This window comes from Cribrihabitans pelagius (assembly GCF_048820915.1).
GTDB classification, from domain to species: Bacteria; Pseudomonadota; Alphaproteobacteria; order Rhodobacterales; family Rhodobacteraceae; genus Cribrihabitans_A; species Cribrihabitans_A pelagius.
Genome location: NZ_JBMERR010000011.1, coordinates 40,606 through 57,275, shown reverse-complemented (window position 1 = coordinate 57,275; position 16,670 = coordinate 40,606). Strand labels below are relative to the sequence as shown.

The window sequence follows — 16,670 nt, the reverse complement described above, 5'->3', positions numbered from 1 at the left end:
CCTGCTCGCGCCGCCGCCCGCTGCCGCTTCAGTTTGCCACGGCGGCGGCGCTTTCGGATTGATCCGGATCATGGCGCCGCGCGGCCAGGCTGCTCTACTGGCAAGGCGGCAGGCAGGACGCCCGCCGCAACCCGCTGGCAGGAGGCTCCTATGCAACGCAGAACTTCGCTTTTCGTGCTCACCCCCGAGACACCCGGCGCCGCAGTCAGCGCCGCCGCCGAGAACGCCCGCGGCGGGGAGGCGCATCTGGCCTGCCTGCTGCTGGACACGCTGCCCGGCCTGCCAAGCTTCGTCTACGGCGGCGCGGCGATGGGCGGCGTGGTGCTGCCCGACAACTGGCCCGACCTCCTGCGCGAAACGCGCAGCGCCGCCGCCGGGCGCGCCGCGGAGATCGAAGCCCTGCTGGCGCAGGCGGGCTGCGCGGGCGACGTCCAGTATGCGGTCGCCTCGGGCGCGGACATCCGGCTTTATGCAGCGCAGCGCGCGGCCTCCTGCGACGTGGCGCAGGCGGCGGACGGGCTTCGTGCCGATGCCGACCTGTTCCGCGAGGCCTCGCACGGCATCCTGTTCAACTCGCCGGTGCCGCTGATGGTGAACGGCGACCCGCTGGTGCCTTACGAGCGCATCTTCCTCGCCTGGAACAGCAGCCTCGCCGCGGCGCGCGCGGCCCATGCGGCGCTGCCCTATTTCCTGCAGGCGCACGAGGTGGTGATCGGCTGCTTCGACCCGGAGATGTCGACGGATCGCGACGGCGAGGACCCCGGCACGGACCTTGCGGGCTGGCTCAGCCATCACGGCTGCACCGTGACGGTGTCGCAATACCCGAGCGGCGGGCATGAGATCGGCCGCTGCATCGCCGAGCGCGCGGCGGAATGCGGCGCGGAGATGGTGGTGATGGGGGCCTATGGCCACTCCCGCCTGCGCGAGGCGGTGTTTGGCGGCACCACCCGCACGATGATGGAGCAGCACGACATTCCCGTGCTGTTTGCCCATTGAGCCGGCCGGTGCTCCGGACCCGGCACAAGACGGGAGAGAGCAGGTGACCGGCCACGCCAGTTTCGACGCCTATGCCCCTGCCGAGATCGCCGCCCGGGTGGAGGCGGCAGGGGCTGCCAAGGCGCGGCTGCCGGTCCGGCAGATGTTTGTTCTGGCGCTGCTGGCGGGGGCCTTCATCGGCTTTGGCGCGGCGGCCTATACGATGACCATGACCGGCGCGGACCCGGTTTCCGGACCTGTGCGGGTGCTGGGCGGGGCGGTGTTCTCGCTCGGGCTGATCCTGGTGGTGGTGGGCGGGGCGGAGCTGTTCACCGGCAATGTGCTGATGGTGATGGCCGCGGTCGACCGCCGGATCACCCTCGCTCAGCTGACCCGCTGCTGGGCTGTCGTCTATGCCGGCAATCTGGCGGGGGCGGCCGCATTGGCGGCAGCCTTTGCCGGAACCGGGCTTCTGGAGGGGCCGATGGGCGCCACTGCCATGGCGATGGCCGAAACCAAGGCGGCGCTGGCGCCGGGCGAGGCCTTCCTGCGCGGGGTGCTGTGCAACGGGCTGGTGTGCCTTGCGGTCTGGCTCTCCTTCGCGGCCAGGAGCGCTGCCGGCAAGATCCTTGCGGTGCTGTGGCCGGTCACGGCGTTTGTGCTGCTGGGCCTCGAACATTCGGTGGCCAACATGTACCTCCTGCCGCAGGGCTGGGCCGCCGGTGCCGCGGTGCCGCCGGCCGCTGCGGCGGCCAATCTGTTCTGGGTGAGTCTCGGCAATATCGCGGGCGGCGCGGGCGGCGTGGCGCTGGCCTACTGGTTCGCCTTCCGCGGCGGCTCGCGGCTGGCGGCGCCTGCGCCCCGCCCCCGCCCCTAGCGCGGCCCGCCCTTCGGCATCCGGGTTTCCTGCAGCACCGCGAGATAGCTCATCAGATCCGCCAGCGTGATCACCCCCAGGAGGCGGCGCCCCTCGGCAACCAGGAACTTGCGCTGCTTGGTCCCGGAGATCCGGCGCATCAGATCCGGCACCGGCATGTCCAGCGGGATCGCGCCCGACGCCTCCAGCGGCACGCAGACATCGCCCACGGCCGTGCGCAGCCACTCCTCGCGCGGGACCTTCGCCAGCGTGGCGGAATCGATATAGCCCAAGAGCACCCCCGCGTCCTCCACCGGCAGGAAGGAGTGGCGCGACGGCAGCATGACCTGGTTCACGGTGTCGGCAAGGCTCATGTCCGGCGCCACCCGCACCACCTCCCGCGTCATCATCGCGGCCACCGTCTTGCCCTCGAAGGCGGAGACCTGCAGCTGATGCGCATAGGTGCCCCGCGCCGCCGCCAGCACGAAGAGCCCGATCAGCACCTGCCAGAGCGCCGCCACCGTATTGCCGGAAAACAGGCCGATCACGCCAAGCGCGATCAGCGCATAGGCGAGGTAGCTGCTGGTCCGCGCGGCGATGGCGGTGGCCTGCAGCAAATCCCGCCCCCGGTGCCAGAGCCAGGCCCGCAGGATGCGGCCGCCGTCGAGCGGGAAGGCGGGCAGCAGGTTGAAGACCGCCAGCACCAGGTTGATCAGCGCGAGGTAGGAGAGCACATGATTCAGCGCCATCTCCGGCGCGCCCGCCCCGCCCGCCTGCGCCAGCAGCCCGAAGCCCGCGGCGAGGGCAAAGCTCATCAAGGGCCCGGCGATGGCGATCCAGAACTCGCTCACGGCGGTTTCCGGCTCCGCCCCCAGCTCGGCGACGCCGCCGAAGATGAACAGCGTGATGCCCTTGATCTCCACCCCGTAGCGGCGCGCCACCACCGAATGCGCCAGCTCGTGCAGGATCAGCGAGCCGAAGAACCCCGCCATCGCCAGCAGCGCCAGCGTCAGGTAGGCGCCGCCCGTGGCACCCGGGTAGACCATGGGGAAATACTGCGTCGACAGGCTCCAGGTGATCAGCGCCGCGATCAGCGCCCAGCTGGGGTCGATCTTGATGTCAAACCCCTGCAGGGTCGCGATCTTGAAAGCGTTCTCGAACATGGGTTCTGCTCCCTTTGGCTGCAATCTAGCGCCCGCGCGGCGCATCGCCTGTGGTTTGCCGCCGCATCAGGCCTGCAATAGGCTGCCCGCCAGATAGGCCAGCGCCGCAGCGCCGGAGCCGATCAGCAGCGTCTCAAGCCCCGAGACGTACCAGCGCGCCAGCGACCAGCGGCTCTTGCTGGCGCCGATGGCAAAGAACACGGCCCCGGTGGCGGCGGCGGCGGCCGGAAAGGGATCGGCCAGCGGCAGCATGAAGGGCAGGAGCGGCACGCTGCCGGCCAGCATGAAGGCCACGAATGTGGTGAGCGCCGCCGCCACAGGGTCGGGCGCGGCGGGCGGCAGCCCGTATTCACCGGTCAGCATCAGCGCGATCCATTTCTCCGGGCGGGCCGAAACCGCGCGCACCGCGCTTTCCAGCGCTGCGCCGCTTACTCCCAGCTGGTGCAGGATCTGGCGCAGCTCCTCGCGCTCGCCTTCGGGGAAGTCGCGGATGTGGCGCCGCTCCACCGCGGTGAGCCGCCGCCGCTCGTCCCGGTCCGCCTTGGTGGCGAGGTAGTTGGCGGCGGCCATGGAAAACCCGTCCGCCAGAACGTTGGCGATGCCCAGCACGATCACCACCGACGGCGCCAGCCCTGCGCCCTCGACCCCGGCGGCGATGGCAAAGGTGGTCACCGCGCCGTCCATGCCGCCGTAAACCGCATCGCGCAGCCGCCCGCCGCCGGCGGCGCCGCCCGCCGCAAGGCGGCTGGCGATCTCCGCCTTGCTGTGCCCGTGGTCGCTTTTCATGCCGCCATCGTGGCCGGCGGGAACCCCGCGCGCATTGAGCAAGGTCAAGCGGCGGCAGGCCGGGCGCGGCCCGGGCCGCGGCGGCGCAGGTAAGCCAGGGTCTTGGCCAGTTCCGGCACCAGCAGGATGGGCAGCACCAGAAGCCCGATCAGCGCCCATTCGCCCCCCCCCAGCGGCACCGTGTGCAGCAGGATCTGCAAGGGCGGCCAGTAGACCGCCGCGCCTTGCGCCGCCAGCGTCACCGTGAGGGCTGCCAGCAGGAAGGGATTGGAGAAAAACCCGATCCGCCAGCACGGCAGGTGCAGCGAGCGGAAGGCAAAGACGCTGGCCTTCTCGAACACCACCATCGCGGTGAAGGCGGCAGTGCGGGCGAGATCCTCTCCGCCGGGCAGCAGGTGCAGGAACAGCCAGAGGCTCGCCAGCCCGGTATAGAGCCCGAGCGCCAGGATCGCGAGCAGCCCGCCGCGCCCGAGGATCGGCGTGTTCTTCTGCCGCGGCGGGTGCTGCATCTGGTCCGGTTCGCCCTTCTCCAGCCCCAGCGCCACCGCGGTGACGCCGTCGGTCACCAGGTTCATCCAGAGGATCTGGGTGGCGAGGAATATCAGCGGCCCGCCGATCAGGATGTTGAGCATCAGCGCGATCACCTCGCCCGCATTGGACGACAGGAGGTAGCGCACGAACTTGCGCACGTTGCCGAACTGCCGCCGGCCCTCGCCGATGGCGCTGACAATGGTGGCGAAATTGTCGTCGAGCAGCACGAGGTCGGAGGCATCCTTGGCCACGTCGGTGCCGCGCAGCCCCATCGACACGCCAATGTCCGCCTGCTTCAGCGCGGGCGCATCGTTCACCCCGTCGCCGGTCATCGCCACCACCTGATGCTGCGCCTGCAGCGCCTTCACGATGCGCATCTTGTGGGCGGGCCTCGTGCGGGCAAAGAGCACTTTTTTCTGCAACAGGGCAGAGAGCGCGTCCTCCGGCATTTCCTCCAGCGCCGCGCCGGTTACGGTCTCCGCCACGGGCAGGCCGAGCCGGGCGGCAATGGCCTGCGCGGTCAGGGGGCTGTCGCCGGTGATCATGATGACCCGGATCCCGGCCGAGCGCGCGGCGGCGATGGCGGCGCGCACCTCGGGCCGGGGCGGGTCGATCAGCCCGGCAAGGCCCAGGAAGACCATGTCTTCTTCCGCGATGGTCTCAGCCGTGGTCTGCCGGGTGGCGAGCGCGATCACCCGCAAGCCCTCGGCCGCCATCGCCTCGTAGGCGCCGGTGATGGCCTGCCGCGCGGCAGGGTCCAGGGTGCGCGGGCCGTCCTGGGTCATCACCCGGGGGCAGACCGCCAGCACCTGCTCCGGCGCGCCCTTGGTGAAGATGCGCCGCTGCCCGCCGCCGCCGCCGCGCACCAGCACGCTCATCCGCTTGCGGTCGCTGCTGAAGGGGATCTCCTCCAATGTATCGTCCGGGTCCGGCAGATCGGCCCAGCCCTTGTAGGCGAGCGTCACCAGCGCGCCCTCGGTCGGGGCGCCGGTCATCTGCCAGTGCTCCCCCTCGCGGCGGAGGCTGGCATGGGTGCAGGTGAGCGAGGCCTGCAGGATCGCCCCAAGCACCGCGTCGTCGCGGGCGCCGATGACCGACCCGTCAAAGGCGATATGGCCCGCCGGATCATAGCCGGTGCCGGTCACCTCGTAGCGGCGGTCCAGCGTCCAGAGCGTGGTCACCGTCATCTTGTTCTCGGTCAGCGTGCCGGTCTTGTCGGTGCAGATGACCGAAGCCGCGCCCAGCGTCTCCACCGCCTGCAGGCGCCGCGCCAGCGCCTTTTGGCGCACCATCGCCGCCGCCCCCAGCGCCAGCGTGATGGTGACCACCGCGGGCAGGCCTTCGGGCACCATCGCCACCGAAAGCGACAGCGCGGTCATGAACATCTCCGCCGTGCCGCGCCCCATGTAGAGGCCAAGCGCGAGGATCGCCGCGGCAATCGCCAGCGCCGCAAAGCCGAGCTGCCGGGCAAGCCGGCCGAGCTGCACCTGAAGGTTGGTCTTCTTCAGCCCGACCGAGCCGGTGAGCGCCGCGATCTTGCCGAAGGCTGTGCCGGCGCCGGTGCCGGTGACCTCACCCAGGGCGCGGCCCGCAACCACGATTGTGCCCGCAAAGACCGCGCCGCTCTCCGCCCCCGGTGTCTTGCTGACCGGCACGGATTCCCCGGTCAGCGCGCTTTCGTCGACTCGGAGCCCCGCGGCCTCGCGCAATTCGGCATCGGCAGGGATGCGGGCGCCGGTGTCGAGGATCACCAGGTCACCCGGCACCAGTTCCCGCGCCGCGATCACCTGCTCGCGCCCGTCCCGCACCACCAGCGCCTGGGGCGAGAGCATGTTGCGCAGGGCCTGCAGCGCGGTTTCGGCCCGCCATTCCTGCACGAAGCCCAGAACCCCGTTGAGCCCGATCACCAGCGCAATCGCCAGCGTGTCGGCATATTCGCGCAAGGCAAAGGCGATGATGCCGGCGGCGATCAGGATCAGCACCAGGAAATTGCTGAACTGGCGCAGGAACACCCGCAACGGCCCCACCCGCTTGCCGGAGGGCAGCTCGTTCCAGCCATGGCGCGCGCGTGCGGCCTGCACATCTTGCGGGCTGAGCCCGGTGAGCCGCGGCGGCGCCGGAGCTGCGGTGGCCTTCTGCTGGATGTCGTCCATATGGTCTGCCCCTCAAGTGGTTCCGGAAATTGACCTAGCGCGCGGTGACCGCCACGCCGTCCGCCACGTCGTCGCTCGGGTGCAGGATCACCGCCTCACCCGCCGCAAGCCCCGCGCGCACCTCGGCAACCTGGCCGTTGCGCCGCCCCAGGGTGAGCGCGCGCTCCGCCGCGCGGCCGTCTTGCGCCACATAGGCCGCCCAGGCGCCGCCGCGGCGGAACAGGGCGCTGACGGGCACCCGCAGCACGTCCTCGCCCTCCCACTCGACGATGCGCAGAAAGACCGAGAACCCCTCCCCCAGCGCCGCGCGCTGCTCCGGCGGCGTGGTGAGGGTGAAGAAGGCATCGACCCGCTGCTCCTCGATCCCCAGGGCGGAGACCTTGGTGACCGCGACCGGGTCGATCCGGTCGAGTTCGGCCTCCAGCGGCTCCGCGCCGCCCCAGCGCTCGATCCTGGCCCGCGCGCCGGGCGCGATGCGCACCGCATCGGCGGACAGAAGGTCGGCCACCAGTTCCAGATCGCCCGGATCGCCGATCGTCAGCAGCAGCGCCCCAGGCAGCACCGGGCGCTCGCTGATGGTCACCACCGACAGCACCACCCCGTCCGCGGGCGCGGTGATGCGGATGCAGCAGCTGTCCGGCACCGGCGTGCCGGCCCCGGGCGGGATCAGCGCCGCTTCGGCGCGCTCCAGCGTGCCTTGCGACATCTCCACCCGCGCCGCCGCCGCCGCCACCCCGGCGGAGGCGATGGCGAGTCTTTGGGTCGCATCCTCCAGCTGGGTGAGCGAGACCACGTTGCGCTCGGCCAGCGCCTTCATGCGGCCGTACTGGCTCTGCGCATGGGCGCGGTCCTCCGCCGCCTTCTGCAGGTCGGCCTCCGCCACATGCAGCGCCGCGCGGGCCTCCTGCAGCGTGGCCTCCGCCTGCAGCCGGGCGCGCAGGTCCAGCAGCGACGAGCGCACCGGCTCGACAATCGCCACCACGGTCTCGCCCGCCAGCACCCGGTCGCCTGCCCGCACTGGCGCGCGCCGCGCGGTGCCGGCAATCGGGGCTGCCACCTCGTAGAGGTTGCGGATGCGGGTCTTGCCATCGGCGTCGATGGTGATCTGCATCGGGCCGCGGCTGACAGCGTGCAGATCAACCGGCACCGGCTCCTCGCGGAAGGTCACATAGAGCAATGAGGCCAGCACCAGCCCGCCGGTGAGCAGCAGAACCGCGGTGCGCAGGTTGACTTGCATGGGCTCACTCCCTGGTTTTCATCACCGCCACGAGGTCCAGCCGGTCCAGCCTGCGCCGCACCACCAGCACCGAGGCCAGCGCAGCCGCCAGCACGATCAGGCTCGCCCTGCTGAAGGCGGCGGGCTCCAGCACCAGCGGGATCGTGTAGAGATCGCTGGCGAAGTTCTCCGTCGCAAGGCGCGCGATCCAGGCGCCGATCAGCCAGCCGGGGGGCTGCGCCAGAAGCGCGAGGATCATCATCTCCCCGGCCAGGATGAAGGAGACCTCACCGCGCGAAAACCCCAGGATGCGCAGGCTGGCAAGCTCGCGGGCGCGTTCCGACAGCTGGATGCGGGCGCCGTTGTAGGCCACGCCGATGGTGATCAGCACCGCGATGGTGGTGTAGATCGTGTTCATCACCAGCACGTTCTGCCGGATCGTCTCGCGGAAGGAGCGGCGCATCTCTTCCATCATCACCAGCCCGGAGGCGGCCGGCAGCTCCTTCACTGCGCGGTGCAGGTCCTGCTGGCGGCTGCTGTCGAGGTTCAGGCTCACCGCCGAGGCCTGCGGCGCCTGGCGCAGGAGCGCGTTGAGGCTGGCGTGGTCCATATAGGCGCCAAGACCGAAATACTGCCGCACGGTGCCGCTCACCGGCACCCGGGCGCGCTCGTGGCGGCCGGAGGTGAACTGCACCTCGATCAGACCGCCCGGCCGGGCGTCCAGCTGCGCGGCCAGCCGCTCGCTCAGCAGGATGCCGCCGGGCGGCGCGCTCACCACGCGGCCGCTGCTCGCCAGCACGCGGCTCAGGTCCGCATCCGGCCTGCGCGCCTCGATCGCCACGCGTTTGGAGCGCGGCCCGTTGCGCAGGATGGCGGGCGCATATTGCAGCAGCTCCGCCTGCAGGACCCCGGGCAGCCCGCGGGCCTCCTCCAGCACGGTTTCCGGGCGGTCTTCGGTGAAGATCAGCAGCGCGTCCTGCCGGTTGGACTGCACGAAGGCGCTGTCGACGATCTCGTCCAGCGCATCCGAGAAGAAGGCCGAGGACACGATGGCGGCCACTGCCAGCGCCAGCCCCAGAACGGTGAGCGCGCTGCGCCCCGGCCAGCGCAGGAAACTGCGCAGGATCATCACCGCCGGCTGCGACAGGCGCAGCTGCCGCATCACCACGTCCGCCACGCTGTGCTTGAACCGCGGCGGCGCGGGCGGCAGCATCGCCACGGCGGGCGCCAGCCGCGCCGCCTTCAGCGCGCTGCGGGCCGCACCTGCGGTGGTGGTGAGCAGCGCCGCCAGCGCCGCCATCGCATAGGCCCAGTAGGAGACGCGGTAGATCAGGAAGGGAAAGTCGAAGAAACGGGCATATTGCACCGCCAGCGCCCGCGCCAGCCAGGTGCCCGCCGCCCAGCCGATGGCAATCCCCGCCAGCGCCACCAGCGCGGCCAGCATCAGGTAGTGCAGGCAGACCTCGGTGTCGGAATAGCCCACTGCCTTCAACAGGCCGATCTCGGCGCGTTCCAGTGCCACGATCCGGCCCATCACCATGCTGACCAGAAAGGCCGAGATGCCGAAGAAGATCGGCGGCAGCACCATCGCGGTGCCCCTGAGCTGGGCGATCTCGGCGTCGATGATGGCGTGCGAGCTGTGCTGCGCGCGCGTCACCGCCCCGTGCCCGCCGTAGGGCTCCAGCAGCTGGTCGAGCCGCAGGATCACCTCCTCCACCGCGACGCCGGGGGCGGCCTTGAGGGTCAGGTCGTTGAAGGCGCCGGTCATGCCGAAGGCGGCCTCCGCCTCCTGCCGCCGCATCCAGATCACGCCGAAGGCGGCGTTGTCGGGCATCAGCGCGCCGGGGCCGAGCGTATAGATGAACTCGGGCGACAGCGCCGTGCCGGCGATGGTCAGCGCCTGCTTGCGGCCATCGAGATTGGCCAGGAAGGTATCGCCCGGCCCCAGCCGGTGGGCCTCGGCAAAGGGCGCGTTCACCACCACCTCGCCCGGCCGCGCGGGCCAGGTCCCGCGGCGCAGCACCGGCAGGTTCAGCCGCGGCGGGCCGGTTTCCGGCAGCGACAGCACCCGGCCCACCGCACCCTGCGCCCGGCCGGGAATGTCGAGGCTGGCGAAGCTCCCGGCCCGCGCGTCCAGCGCCAGCACGCCTTCGATGGCGGCGATTTCGGGCAGCAGGCTTTCCGGCGCCCGGCGCGCGGCGGCAAAGACATCGGCAAAACGGTTGCGCCCGTAATAGGCTTCCCGCGTGCCCTCCAGCGCCTGGTACATGCCCACCGCCGCCAGCAGGATCGCCACCCCGCAGGCCAGCACCAGCGCAATTGCCAGCGCCTGCACCCAGAGCCGCCTGAAATCCCGCAAGAGTTTCCTGTCCAATGCCTGCATGTCTCACCAGCTGATCTCTGCCGGCGCCAGCCGGTCGGGGTTTTCCGCGATCCGGCTGATGCGCCCGTCCTGAAAGTAGATCACCCGGTGCGCCATCTTGCGGATATCGGCGTTGTGGGTGATCACCACCGTGGTGGTGCCGAACTCGCGGTTGATCCGGTGCAGCGCCTCCAGCACCTGAATGCCGGTTTTGCTGTCGAGCGCCCCGGTCGGCTCGTCGCACAGCAGCACCTCCGGCCGCTTGGCGATGGCGCGGGCGATGGCGACGCGCTGCTGCTCGCCGCCGGACATCTCGGACGGGAAGTGATCCATCCGGCGGCCAAGCCCGACCAGCGCCAGCGCCTCCTCCGCGGGCATCGGGTCTTGCGCCACGTCGGTCACCAGCTGCACGTTTTCGCGCGCGGTGAGGCTGGGCACGAGGTTGTAGAACTGGAAGATGAAGCCGACATGATCGCGCCGGTAGCGGGTCAGCGCCCGGTCGCGCAGGGCGGTGAGCTCAAGGTCTCCGAACCAGACCGCGCCGCTGGTCGCATGGTCCAGCCCGCCGAGGATGTTGAGCAGCGTGGACTTGCCGCTGCCCGACGGCCCCAGCAGCACCGCCAGCTCGCCGCGGTAGAGCTCCAGGTCGACCCCGGCCAGCGCATGCACCTTGGCGCCGCCGGTGTCATAGACCTTGGTGACGCCTTTCATGATGAAGACGGGCTGCTGCACTGCGCGCTCCTTTCCCCGCGCAGGGTGGCACGGCGGAGGCGGCGGCGGACATGATCTGGCTCAACTGCCGGCTGCCATTTCAGGCGCCCGCGATCGGGTTCGGACCGGAATAGGTCCAGCCGCAGGCGGGCGGTGCCGGCCCCTTGTTGCGGCCGCCCTGGTTCATCTGCTCCCAGGCATGCGCGATCACGCCGACCGAGCGGGACAGGCAGAACAGCCCGCGCGCCAGCGGGCCGGCAAAGCCAAGCTCGGCGTAGACCACCGCGGTGGCGCCGTCGATGTTCATCGGCACCGGCTTGCCCTTGGAGCTGTTCAGCACCGCCTGCATGGCGCGGCCGATATCGGCGAAGCGGCCGCTGACGGTGCCTGCCTCGGCGGCCTCGTCTACCAGCTCCAGCAGGCGCGGGGCGCGGGGGTCTTCGGGCTTGTGGAAGCGGTGGCCGAAGCCCGGTACGAATTTCGAGCGCTCCGCCTGCCATCTGTCGGTCATCGCGGCGGCGGCGGCCTCCAGCGGCTGGCCTGCCTGCACCGCCGCGTCCACCCAGGCGTAAAGCTCAACCGCCTGTTCGCCCGCGCCGCCGTGCACATCGCCGAGCATGTTCACCGCCGAGGCCATCGCGCCGTTGAGTCCCAGCCCGCAGGTGACCGCCATGCGCGCCGTGGCGATGGACGGTGCTTGAGGGCCGTGGTCGACCGCCGCCACCAGCGCGCATTCGAGGAGCCGCGCCTCGGCCTCGGACGGCAGGGTGCCGCGGGTCATCAGCCAGATCATCTGGGGAAAGCTGATACTGCCGATCAGGGACTCGATGTCCCTGCCGCGCAAGCGGATCCGGCCCGGGGCCATGTCGATAATGCTGGTGGTCCACCAGTCGGAGACGTCGTTTCCGCTGCAGCTCATATCGCGCCGTCCTCTTTCAGCTCCTGCAAGTCTTGCTCCGTGACACCCAGCGCCCCCCAGATCTCCGCATTGTGTTCGCCCAGCCGGGGCGGCGGGGCGGCAGGGGCCGCTGCGGCGCCGTCGAGCCTGATGCCGGTGGTCGCCACCTCGATGTCCCGGCCGGCGCCGGGCACGTCCGCAAACCGGTGCAGGAACCCGCGTCCGGTGATCTGCGGCATCTGCAGGATCTCCGGCACCGTGAGCACCGCGCCCGCGGGCACGCCGATCCGGTTCAGCTCCCTCGCCCAGTCCCGCGCGGGCCGCGTTTTCAAGACCGTTTCAAGCTCCGCCTTGAGCTGGATCCGGTGGCGCTTGCGGTCCTCCCGGGTGGCATATCCGGGCCGGTCCCTCAGGTGTTCGAGCCCCAGGTGGCCGGTCAGCAGCCGCCATTGCTCGTCCTTGTTCGCGGCGATGTTGATCAGGCTGCCCTGCGCCTGAAAGGTGCCGGAGGGAGCCGAGGTCGGGTTCTCGTTGCCATGCGCGGCCGGCTCGGCACCGCCGATCAGGTAGTTCGACACCACCCAGCCCATGGCGGCGAGCATCGATTCCAGCATCGAGACGTCGATGAAGGTGCCGCGCGGCGTGCCGTTGAGCGCCGCGGCGATGGCGAAGGCGGCGGTGATGCCGCCCGCGGTGTCGGCGGCCGGATAGCCCGCGCGCATGGGTCCGCCTTCCGGATCGCCGGTGACCGACATCGCGCCCGAGGCGCCCTGGATGATCTGGTCATAAGCCGGGCGGTGCATCCAGGGGCCGTCCTGGCCGAAGCCCGAAATCGCGCAGTAGATCAGCCGCGGATTGACCTCCTTCAGGGTCTCATAGCCGACGCCGAGGCGCTTCATCACGCCGGGGCGGAAGTTCTCGACCACGACATCGGCGGTCTCCGCCAGCTTCAGGAACAGCGCCTTGCCCTTCGGATGCTTGAGGTTGACCGTAACCGATTGCTTGCCCGCGTTCTGGGCCAGGAAAGAGATGCCCATCCCCTTCGCGTTCAGCGCCGCGTCCGCGCCGAGCTGGCGGGCGAGGTCGCCCCGGCCCGCGGCTTCCACCTTGATCACCTCGGCCCCCATATGGGCCAGGTGGTGGCAGCAGAACGGGCCGGCAAGGACATTGGTCAGGTCGAGAACCCGGATGCCTTCAAGCGGTTTGTGCATTGCGTGTCTCCCCGACTTGCCGGTATAAGTTCCACTGTACAGAACGATATTGCACTTGTTAGAACAGTAAGCGGCGAATCGCTGAGTGAGTCAAGGATCGGACGGAGGGGCAGCCATGGCAGAGGCAAAGGGTGTGGAGGCGGTCGACCGGGCGTTGCAGATCCTGGAGTGCTTCACCCGGGACACGCCGGAACTCGCGCTGGCCGAGATCGCCAAGGCGACAGGCTTTTACAAAAGCACCATCCTGCGCATGGCGGTGTCGCTGGAGAAATTCGGCTACCTGGTGCGCGGGGACTCGGGGCGGTTCCGGCTCGGGCCCGCGGCCTGGCGGCTTGGCTCCGCCTACCGCCAGAGTTTCGACCTGTCGGAGATCCTGCGGCCGGAGCTGAAGCTGCTGTCCGATGCCACGGGGGAGACCGCCTCCTACTATGTCCGCGAGGGGGAGGCGCGGGTCTGTCTCTACCGCAGCGAGCCGGTGCGGGCGATCCGCCATTCCATCACCGAAGGCGCCAGCATGCCGCTGGAGCTGGGCGCAAGCGGCAAGGTGCTGCGGGCGTTTTCCGGCAGGGCCGAAGAGGCCGATGCTCAGATCCAGGCGGAGGGATATGCCGTCTCGCGCGGGGAGCGCGACCCGGAGGTTGCCGCCGTCTCCGTTCCGGTCATGACCGCGCAGGGCCGGCTGCTGGGGGCGCTGGCCGTCTCCGGCCTGATCACCCGCTTTGGCGATGACCGCTTGCCCGCGCTGGCCGGCGCGCTCAAGGACAGCCAGCACCGCCTCGCCGGAAAGATCGGCAGCTGAGCCGGACGGCCGCCCGGTGCCGCGTCAACGAGAGGGATCACAGCAGATCGCCATCGTAGCCTGGGGCGTGGCTGGACCGGCCGCGCAGCGCCCGCACCCGCACCCGTTGCGCGGTTTCGATATGGGCGCGCATCGCGGCTTCGGCCAGCGCTCCGTCGCGCGCCTTGATGGCGTCGAGCACGCCGAAATGCTCCTCCACCGCCTTTTCGGCCCGGTCCGGCTCTGTCAGCGTGGTCGGCCCGAGGATCAGCAGCGTCTTCTGCAGGGTGTGGATCGAACGCGTCAGAAACCGGTTCTTGGCCGCATCCAGCAGCGCCGCGTGGAACTGGCGGTTCAGCGTGAAGGCCTCCGGCACATGGCCGAGCGCCGCCAGCGCCCGGTTCATGTCATAGAGCTCCTCGATCTCGAGGTCGGAAGCCGCCCGCGCCGCAAGCCGCGCAGCGGTGCCTTCGAGCACGGCGCGCATCTCGTAAAGCTCCATCACCTCGGCATAATCCAGCGTCCGGATGCTGGCGCCCTGCCGCGGCACATGGGTGACGATGCCGTCGGCCTCAAGCTGGCGGATCGCCTCGCGCACCGGCGTGCGGGAAACCCCGAGCCGCTCGGCCAGCTCGGTCTCGCGCAGGCGGTCGCCGGGGGTCAGCCGCCCCTCGCGCAGTTCGGCCAGGAGGCGCATGTAGGCGGCATTGCCCTGCGGAGTGCTGTCGTCGTGCGCCATCGGGTCCTTGCTGCGGCTGTTTATGGCTCTTGTATCCACTTGGATACAGGCGTACACAAAACCCGTCAAGACCGGACGGAGGCCGTCATGCGCAGACCCATTCTGGAGACACCGACCGCCCGGCGCGGCCTGACCTTTGCCCTGGCAGCCCTTGGCGCGGCGCTGTTCTGGGCGCTGTCGCTGCCCCTGCCCTTCCTGTTCGGCCCGATGGCCGCCTGCCTGATCGCAGCGCTGGCGCATCTGCCGGTCAAGGGCTTCGGGCAGGTCTCGGTCGCGGCGCGTACCATCCTCGGCGTGGCGGTGGGTGCGTCGATCACGCCGGCGCTGTTGCAGGAGCTGCCGCAGATGGCGATGTCGGTCGCGCTGGTGCCGGGGTTCATCGCACTGATCGGGCTGGTGGGCGTGCCCTTCTTCCGCCGGGTCTGGGGGTTCGACGCGCCCACCGCCTATTACGCGGCAATGCCGGGCGGGCTGCAGGACATGGTGATTTTCGGCGCCGAGGCCGGCGGCGACCCGCGCACCCTGTCGCTGATCCACGCCACGCGGGTGCTGCTGATCGTGACGCTGGCCCCCGCGTTCCTGACGCTGGCCTACGGCGCCGGGCTGACCAATGCCATCGGCGCGCCCGCCGCGGAGCTGCCGCTGCACGAGCTTGCGCTGATGGCCGCCGCCGCGCTGACCGGCTGGAAGGGGGGCGAGCGGCTTGGCCTGTTCGGCGCCTCGATCCTGGGGCCGATGATTGCCACCGCCGCGCTGTCGCTTGCGGGGTTCATCCACTTCCGCCCCCCGGCCGAGGCAATCCTTGCGGCGCAGTTCTTCATCGGCTGCGGCATCGGCGTGCATTTCCTCGGCATCACCTGGGGGGAGCTGACGCGGGTGGTGCTGGCGGGGGTGGCCTACGTGCTGCTTCTGGCGCTGCTGGCGGCAGGGTTCACCGCCTTTGTCACCGCGCTCGGGCTGGGCCGCCCGGTGGAGGCGTTCCTTGCCTTCGCACCGGGCGGGCAGGCCGAAATGACGGTGCTCGCCATCGTCACCGGCGCCGACCTCGGGTTCGTGATCACCCACCACCTGACCCGGATCGTGCTGGTGATCGTCGGCGCGCCGGTTGCGGCGGGGCTTATCGCCCGGCGGCGTCCGGATTGATCATGTGGACCGGGCGGCCTTCGGCATAGGCGTTCACCTGCTCGAAGATGTCCGAAAACTGCTTGTCGAACTCGTCCTCGGTGACAAAGCCGATGTGCGGCGTGGCGATCAGGTTGGGATGCGCCAGCAGCGGGTCCGAGGGATCGGTGAGGGGCTCGCGGTCGAACACGTCCACCGCCGCCACGCCGGGGCGGCCCGCGTTCAGCGCATCTAGCAGCGCACCCGGCGCGATCAGCCCGGCGCGGGAGGTGTTCACCAGCACCGCGCGCGCCTGCATCTGCGCCAGATCCTGCGCCGTGACGATGCCGCGGGTCCCGGGTGTCAGCCGCAGGTGCAGGGAGACCACGTCGCTCTGCGCAAAAAATGCCTCCCGGCTGGGGGCGACGGTCTCGCCGTCAGCCGCGGCCCGCGCGCGGCCCTCCCCGGAGGACCACCAGACCGCTTCCATGCCGAAGGCGCGGGCATAGCCGGCCACCACGCGGCCGATGCGGCCATAGCCGTAAAGCCCCAGCCGCCGGCCGCGCAGGGTCCGGCCTACGCCGATCTGCCAGCCGCCCGCCTTCACGCTCGCCATCTGCTGCGGCAGCTGGCGCATCGCCGACAGGATCAGCGCAAAGGTCAGCTCGGCGGCCGCGCAGTTCGCGCCGTCCGCGCCCTTGTTGGAACACAGCAGCACGCCATTGTCCGTGCAGGCCGGCACGTCCACATGCGGATAGGCGCCGCGCTGCGAGATCAGCTTCAGCCGCGGCAGCCTCTCCAGCAGTCCGCGCGTGACCCGGGTGCGCTCGCGGAACAGCACGGCGCACTCGGCGTCCTGCAGCCGCGCCGCGAGCGCCGCCTCATCGGGTTCATGGTCTGTCCACACCGTGACCTCGTGTTTCTTCAAAAGCCCGAAGCACGGCAGGCCGCGCAAGGTGTCGAACCAGTCGTCGAGGATATGGACCTTCATGCCTGTTGCCCTTGCCTGCCGCCCTTGCCTGTCACCCTTGCCCGGACAGCGCCTTGATGGCCTTGCTGATGCGTTCGTGCAAGACAAGGAGATCGGGTTTGCTGTCGCGGGCCTGCCCGATCCGAGCCGCCAGCCCGGCGCGGATCTCTTCCAGATCGCGGCGTGTCCGGTTCAGTTTTTCATAGTCGGTCATGGCTCA

The 16,670-nt window shown here is 70.4% G+C and carries 15 protein-coding genes; 4 read left to right on the top strand and 11 right to left on the bottom strand.

From position 1 onward, the window contains the following. Positions 1-150: 150 nt before the first annotated feature. Both ACOHX0_RS11380 and ACOHX0_RS11375 read left to right on the top strand, forming a co-directional pair. Positions 151-996, top strand: a complete 846-nt coding sequence (locus tag ACOHX0_RS11380; RefSeq protein WP_420676834.1) for a universal stress protein — start codon at positions 151-153, stop codon at positions 994-996. A gap of 43 nt (positions 997-1,039) precedes the next feature. Further along, positions 1,040-1,852 carry a formate/nitrite transporter family protein gene (locus ACOHX0_RS11375; protein ID WP_420676833.1) on the top strand — a complete coding sequence of 271 codons (813 nt, stop codon included), beginning with the start codon at positions 1,040-1,042 and terminating at the stop codon, positions 1,850-1,852. Here ACOHX0_RS11375 and ACOHX0_RS11370 read toward each other — a convergent pair. The 8 genes from ACOHX0_RS11370 to ACOHX0_RS11335 form a co-directional block, all read right to left on the bottom strand. After that, on the bottom strand, positions 1,849-2,994 hold the full coding sequence (locus ACOHX0_RS11370) for a site-2 protease family protein (protein ID WP_420676831.1): 1,146 nt from the start codon (positions 2,992-2,994) through the stop codon (positions 1,849-1,851). The two genes, ACOHX0_RS11375 and ACOHX0_RS11370, sit on opposite strands and share 4 nt — an antisense overlap. 66 nt (positions 2,995-3,060) lie before the next feature. Then, complete coding sequence (locus tag ACOHX0_RS11365) at positions 3,061-3,780, bottom strand: VIT1/CCC1 transporter family protein (protein WP_420676830.1); 720 nt, start codon at positions 3,778-3,780, stop codon at positions 3,061-3,063. Between the two features lie 44 nt (positions 3,781-3,824). After that, positions 3,825-6,464, bottom strand: coding sequence for a cation-translocating P-type ATPase (locus tag ACOHX0_RS11360; RefSeq protein ID WP_420676828.1), 2,640 nt, complete (start codon positions 6,462-6,464; stop codon positions 3,825-3,827). A 34-nt stretch (positions 6,465-6,498) separates the two neighbouring features. Continuing rightward, positions 6,499-7,701 (bottom strand): efflux RND transporter periplasmic adaptor subunit, encoded by a 1,203-nt coding sequence (locus tag ACOHX0_RS11355; RefSeq protein ID WP_420676827.1) that lies wholly within the window; start codon positions 7,699-7,701, stop codon positions 6,499-6,501. Between the two features lie 4 nt (positions 7,702-7,705). Beyond that, on the bottom strand, positions 7,706-10,063 hold the full coding sequence (locus ACOHX0_RS11350; protein WP_420676825.1) for an ABC transporter permease: 2,358 nt from the start codon (positions 10,061-10,063) through the stop codon (positions 7,706-7,708). A 3-nt stretch (positions 10,064-10,066) separates the two neighbouring features. Then, positions 10,067-10,774 (bottom strand): ABC transporter ATP-binding protein, encoded by a 708-nt coding sequence (locus tag ACOHX0_RS11345; RefSeq protein ID WP_420676824.1) that lies wholly within the window; start codon positions 10,772-10,774, stop codon positions 10,067-10,069. A 79-nt stretch (positions 10,775-10,853) separates the two neighbouring features. Further along, complete coding sequence (locus ACOHX0_RS11340) at positions 10,854-11,672, bottom strand: citryl-CoA lyase (RefSeq protein WP_420676823.1); 819 nt, start codon at positions 11,670-11,672, stop codon at positions 10,854-10,856. Then, on the bottom strand, positions 11,669-12,862 hold the full coding sequence (locus ACOHX0_RS11335; RefSeq protein WP_420676822.1) for a CaiB/BaiF CoA transferase family protein: 1,194 nt from the start codon (positions 12,860-12,862) through the stop codon (positions 11,669-11,671). The genes ACOHX0_RS11340 and ACOHX0_RS11335 overlap by 4 nt, the downstream gene beginning before the upstream one ends. A gap of 115 nt (positions 12,863-12,977) precedes the next feature. Between ACOHX0_RS11335 and ACOHX0_RS11330 the strand changes: the two genes are divergently transcribed. Beyond that, positions 12,978-13,661, top strand: coding sequence for an IclR family transcriptional regulator (locus tag ACOHX0_RS11330; RefSeq protein ID WP_420676821.1), 684 nt, complete (start codon positions 12,978-12,980; stop codon positions 13,659-13,661). Between the two features lie 37 nt (positions 13,662-13,698). Here the strand turns inward: ACOHX0_RS11330 and ACOHX0_RS11325 are convergent, their stop codons facing one another. After that, complete coding sequence (locus tag ACOHX0_RS11325) at positions 13,699-14,379, bottom strand: GntR family transcriptional regulator (RefSeq protein ID WP_420676820.1); 681 nt, start codon at positions 14,377-14,379, stop codon at positions 13,699-13,701. 87 nt (positions 14,380-14,466) lie between these two features. On the opposite strand from ACOHX0_RS11325, the gene ACOHX0_RS11320 reads away from it, so the two are divergent. Further along, positions 14,467-15,522: an AbrB family transcriptional regulator gene (locus tag ACOHX0_RS11320; protein WP_420676819.1), complete on the top strand. Its 1,056-nt coding sequence runs from the start codon at positions 14,467-14,469 to the stop codon at positions 15,520-15,522. On the opposite strand, the gene ACOHX0_RS11315 is transcribed toward ACOHX0_RS11320, so the two are convergent. Continuing rightward, positions 15,497-16,471: a D-2-hydroxyacid dehydrogenase family protein gene (locus ACOHX0_RS11315; RefSeq protein ID WP_420676817.1), complete on the bottom strand. Its 975-nt coding sequence runs from the start codon at positions 16,469-16,471 to the stop codon at positions 15,497-15,499. The genes ACOHX0_RS11320 and ACOHX0_RS11315 overlap by 26 nt on opposite strands. 31 nt (positions 16,472-16,502) lie before the next feature. Further along, positions 16,503-16,664, bottom strand: coding sequence for a hypothetical protein (locus ACOHX0_RS11310; RefSeq protein WP_420676816.1), 162 nt, complete (start codon positions 16,662-16,664; stop codon positions 16,503-16,505). Positions 16,665-16,670 lie beyond the last annotated feature (6 nt).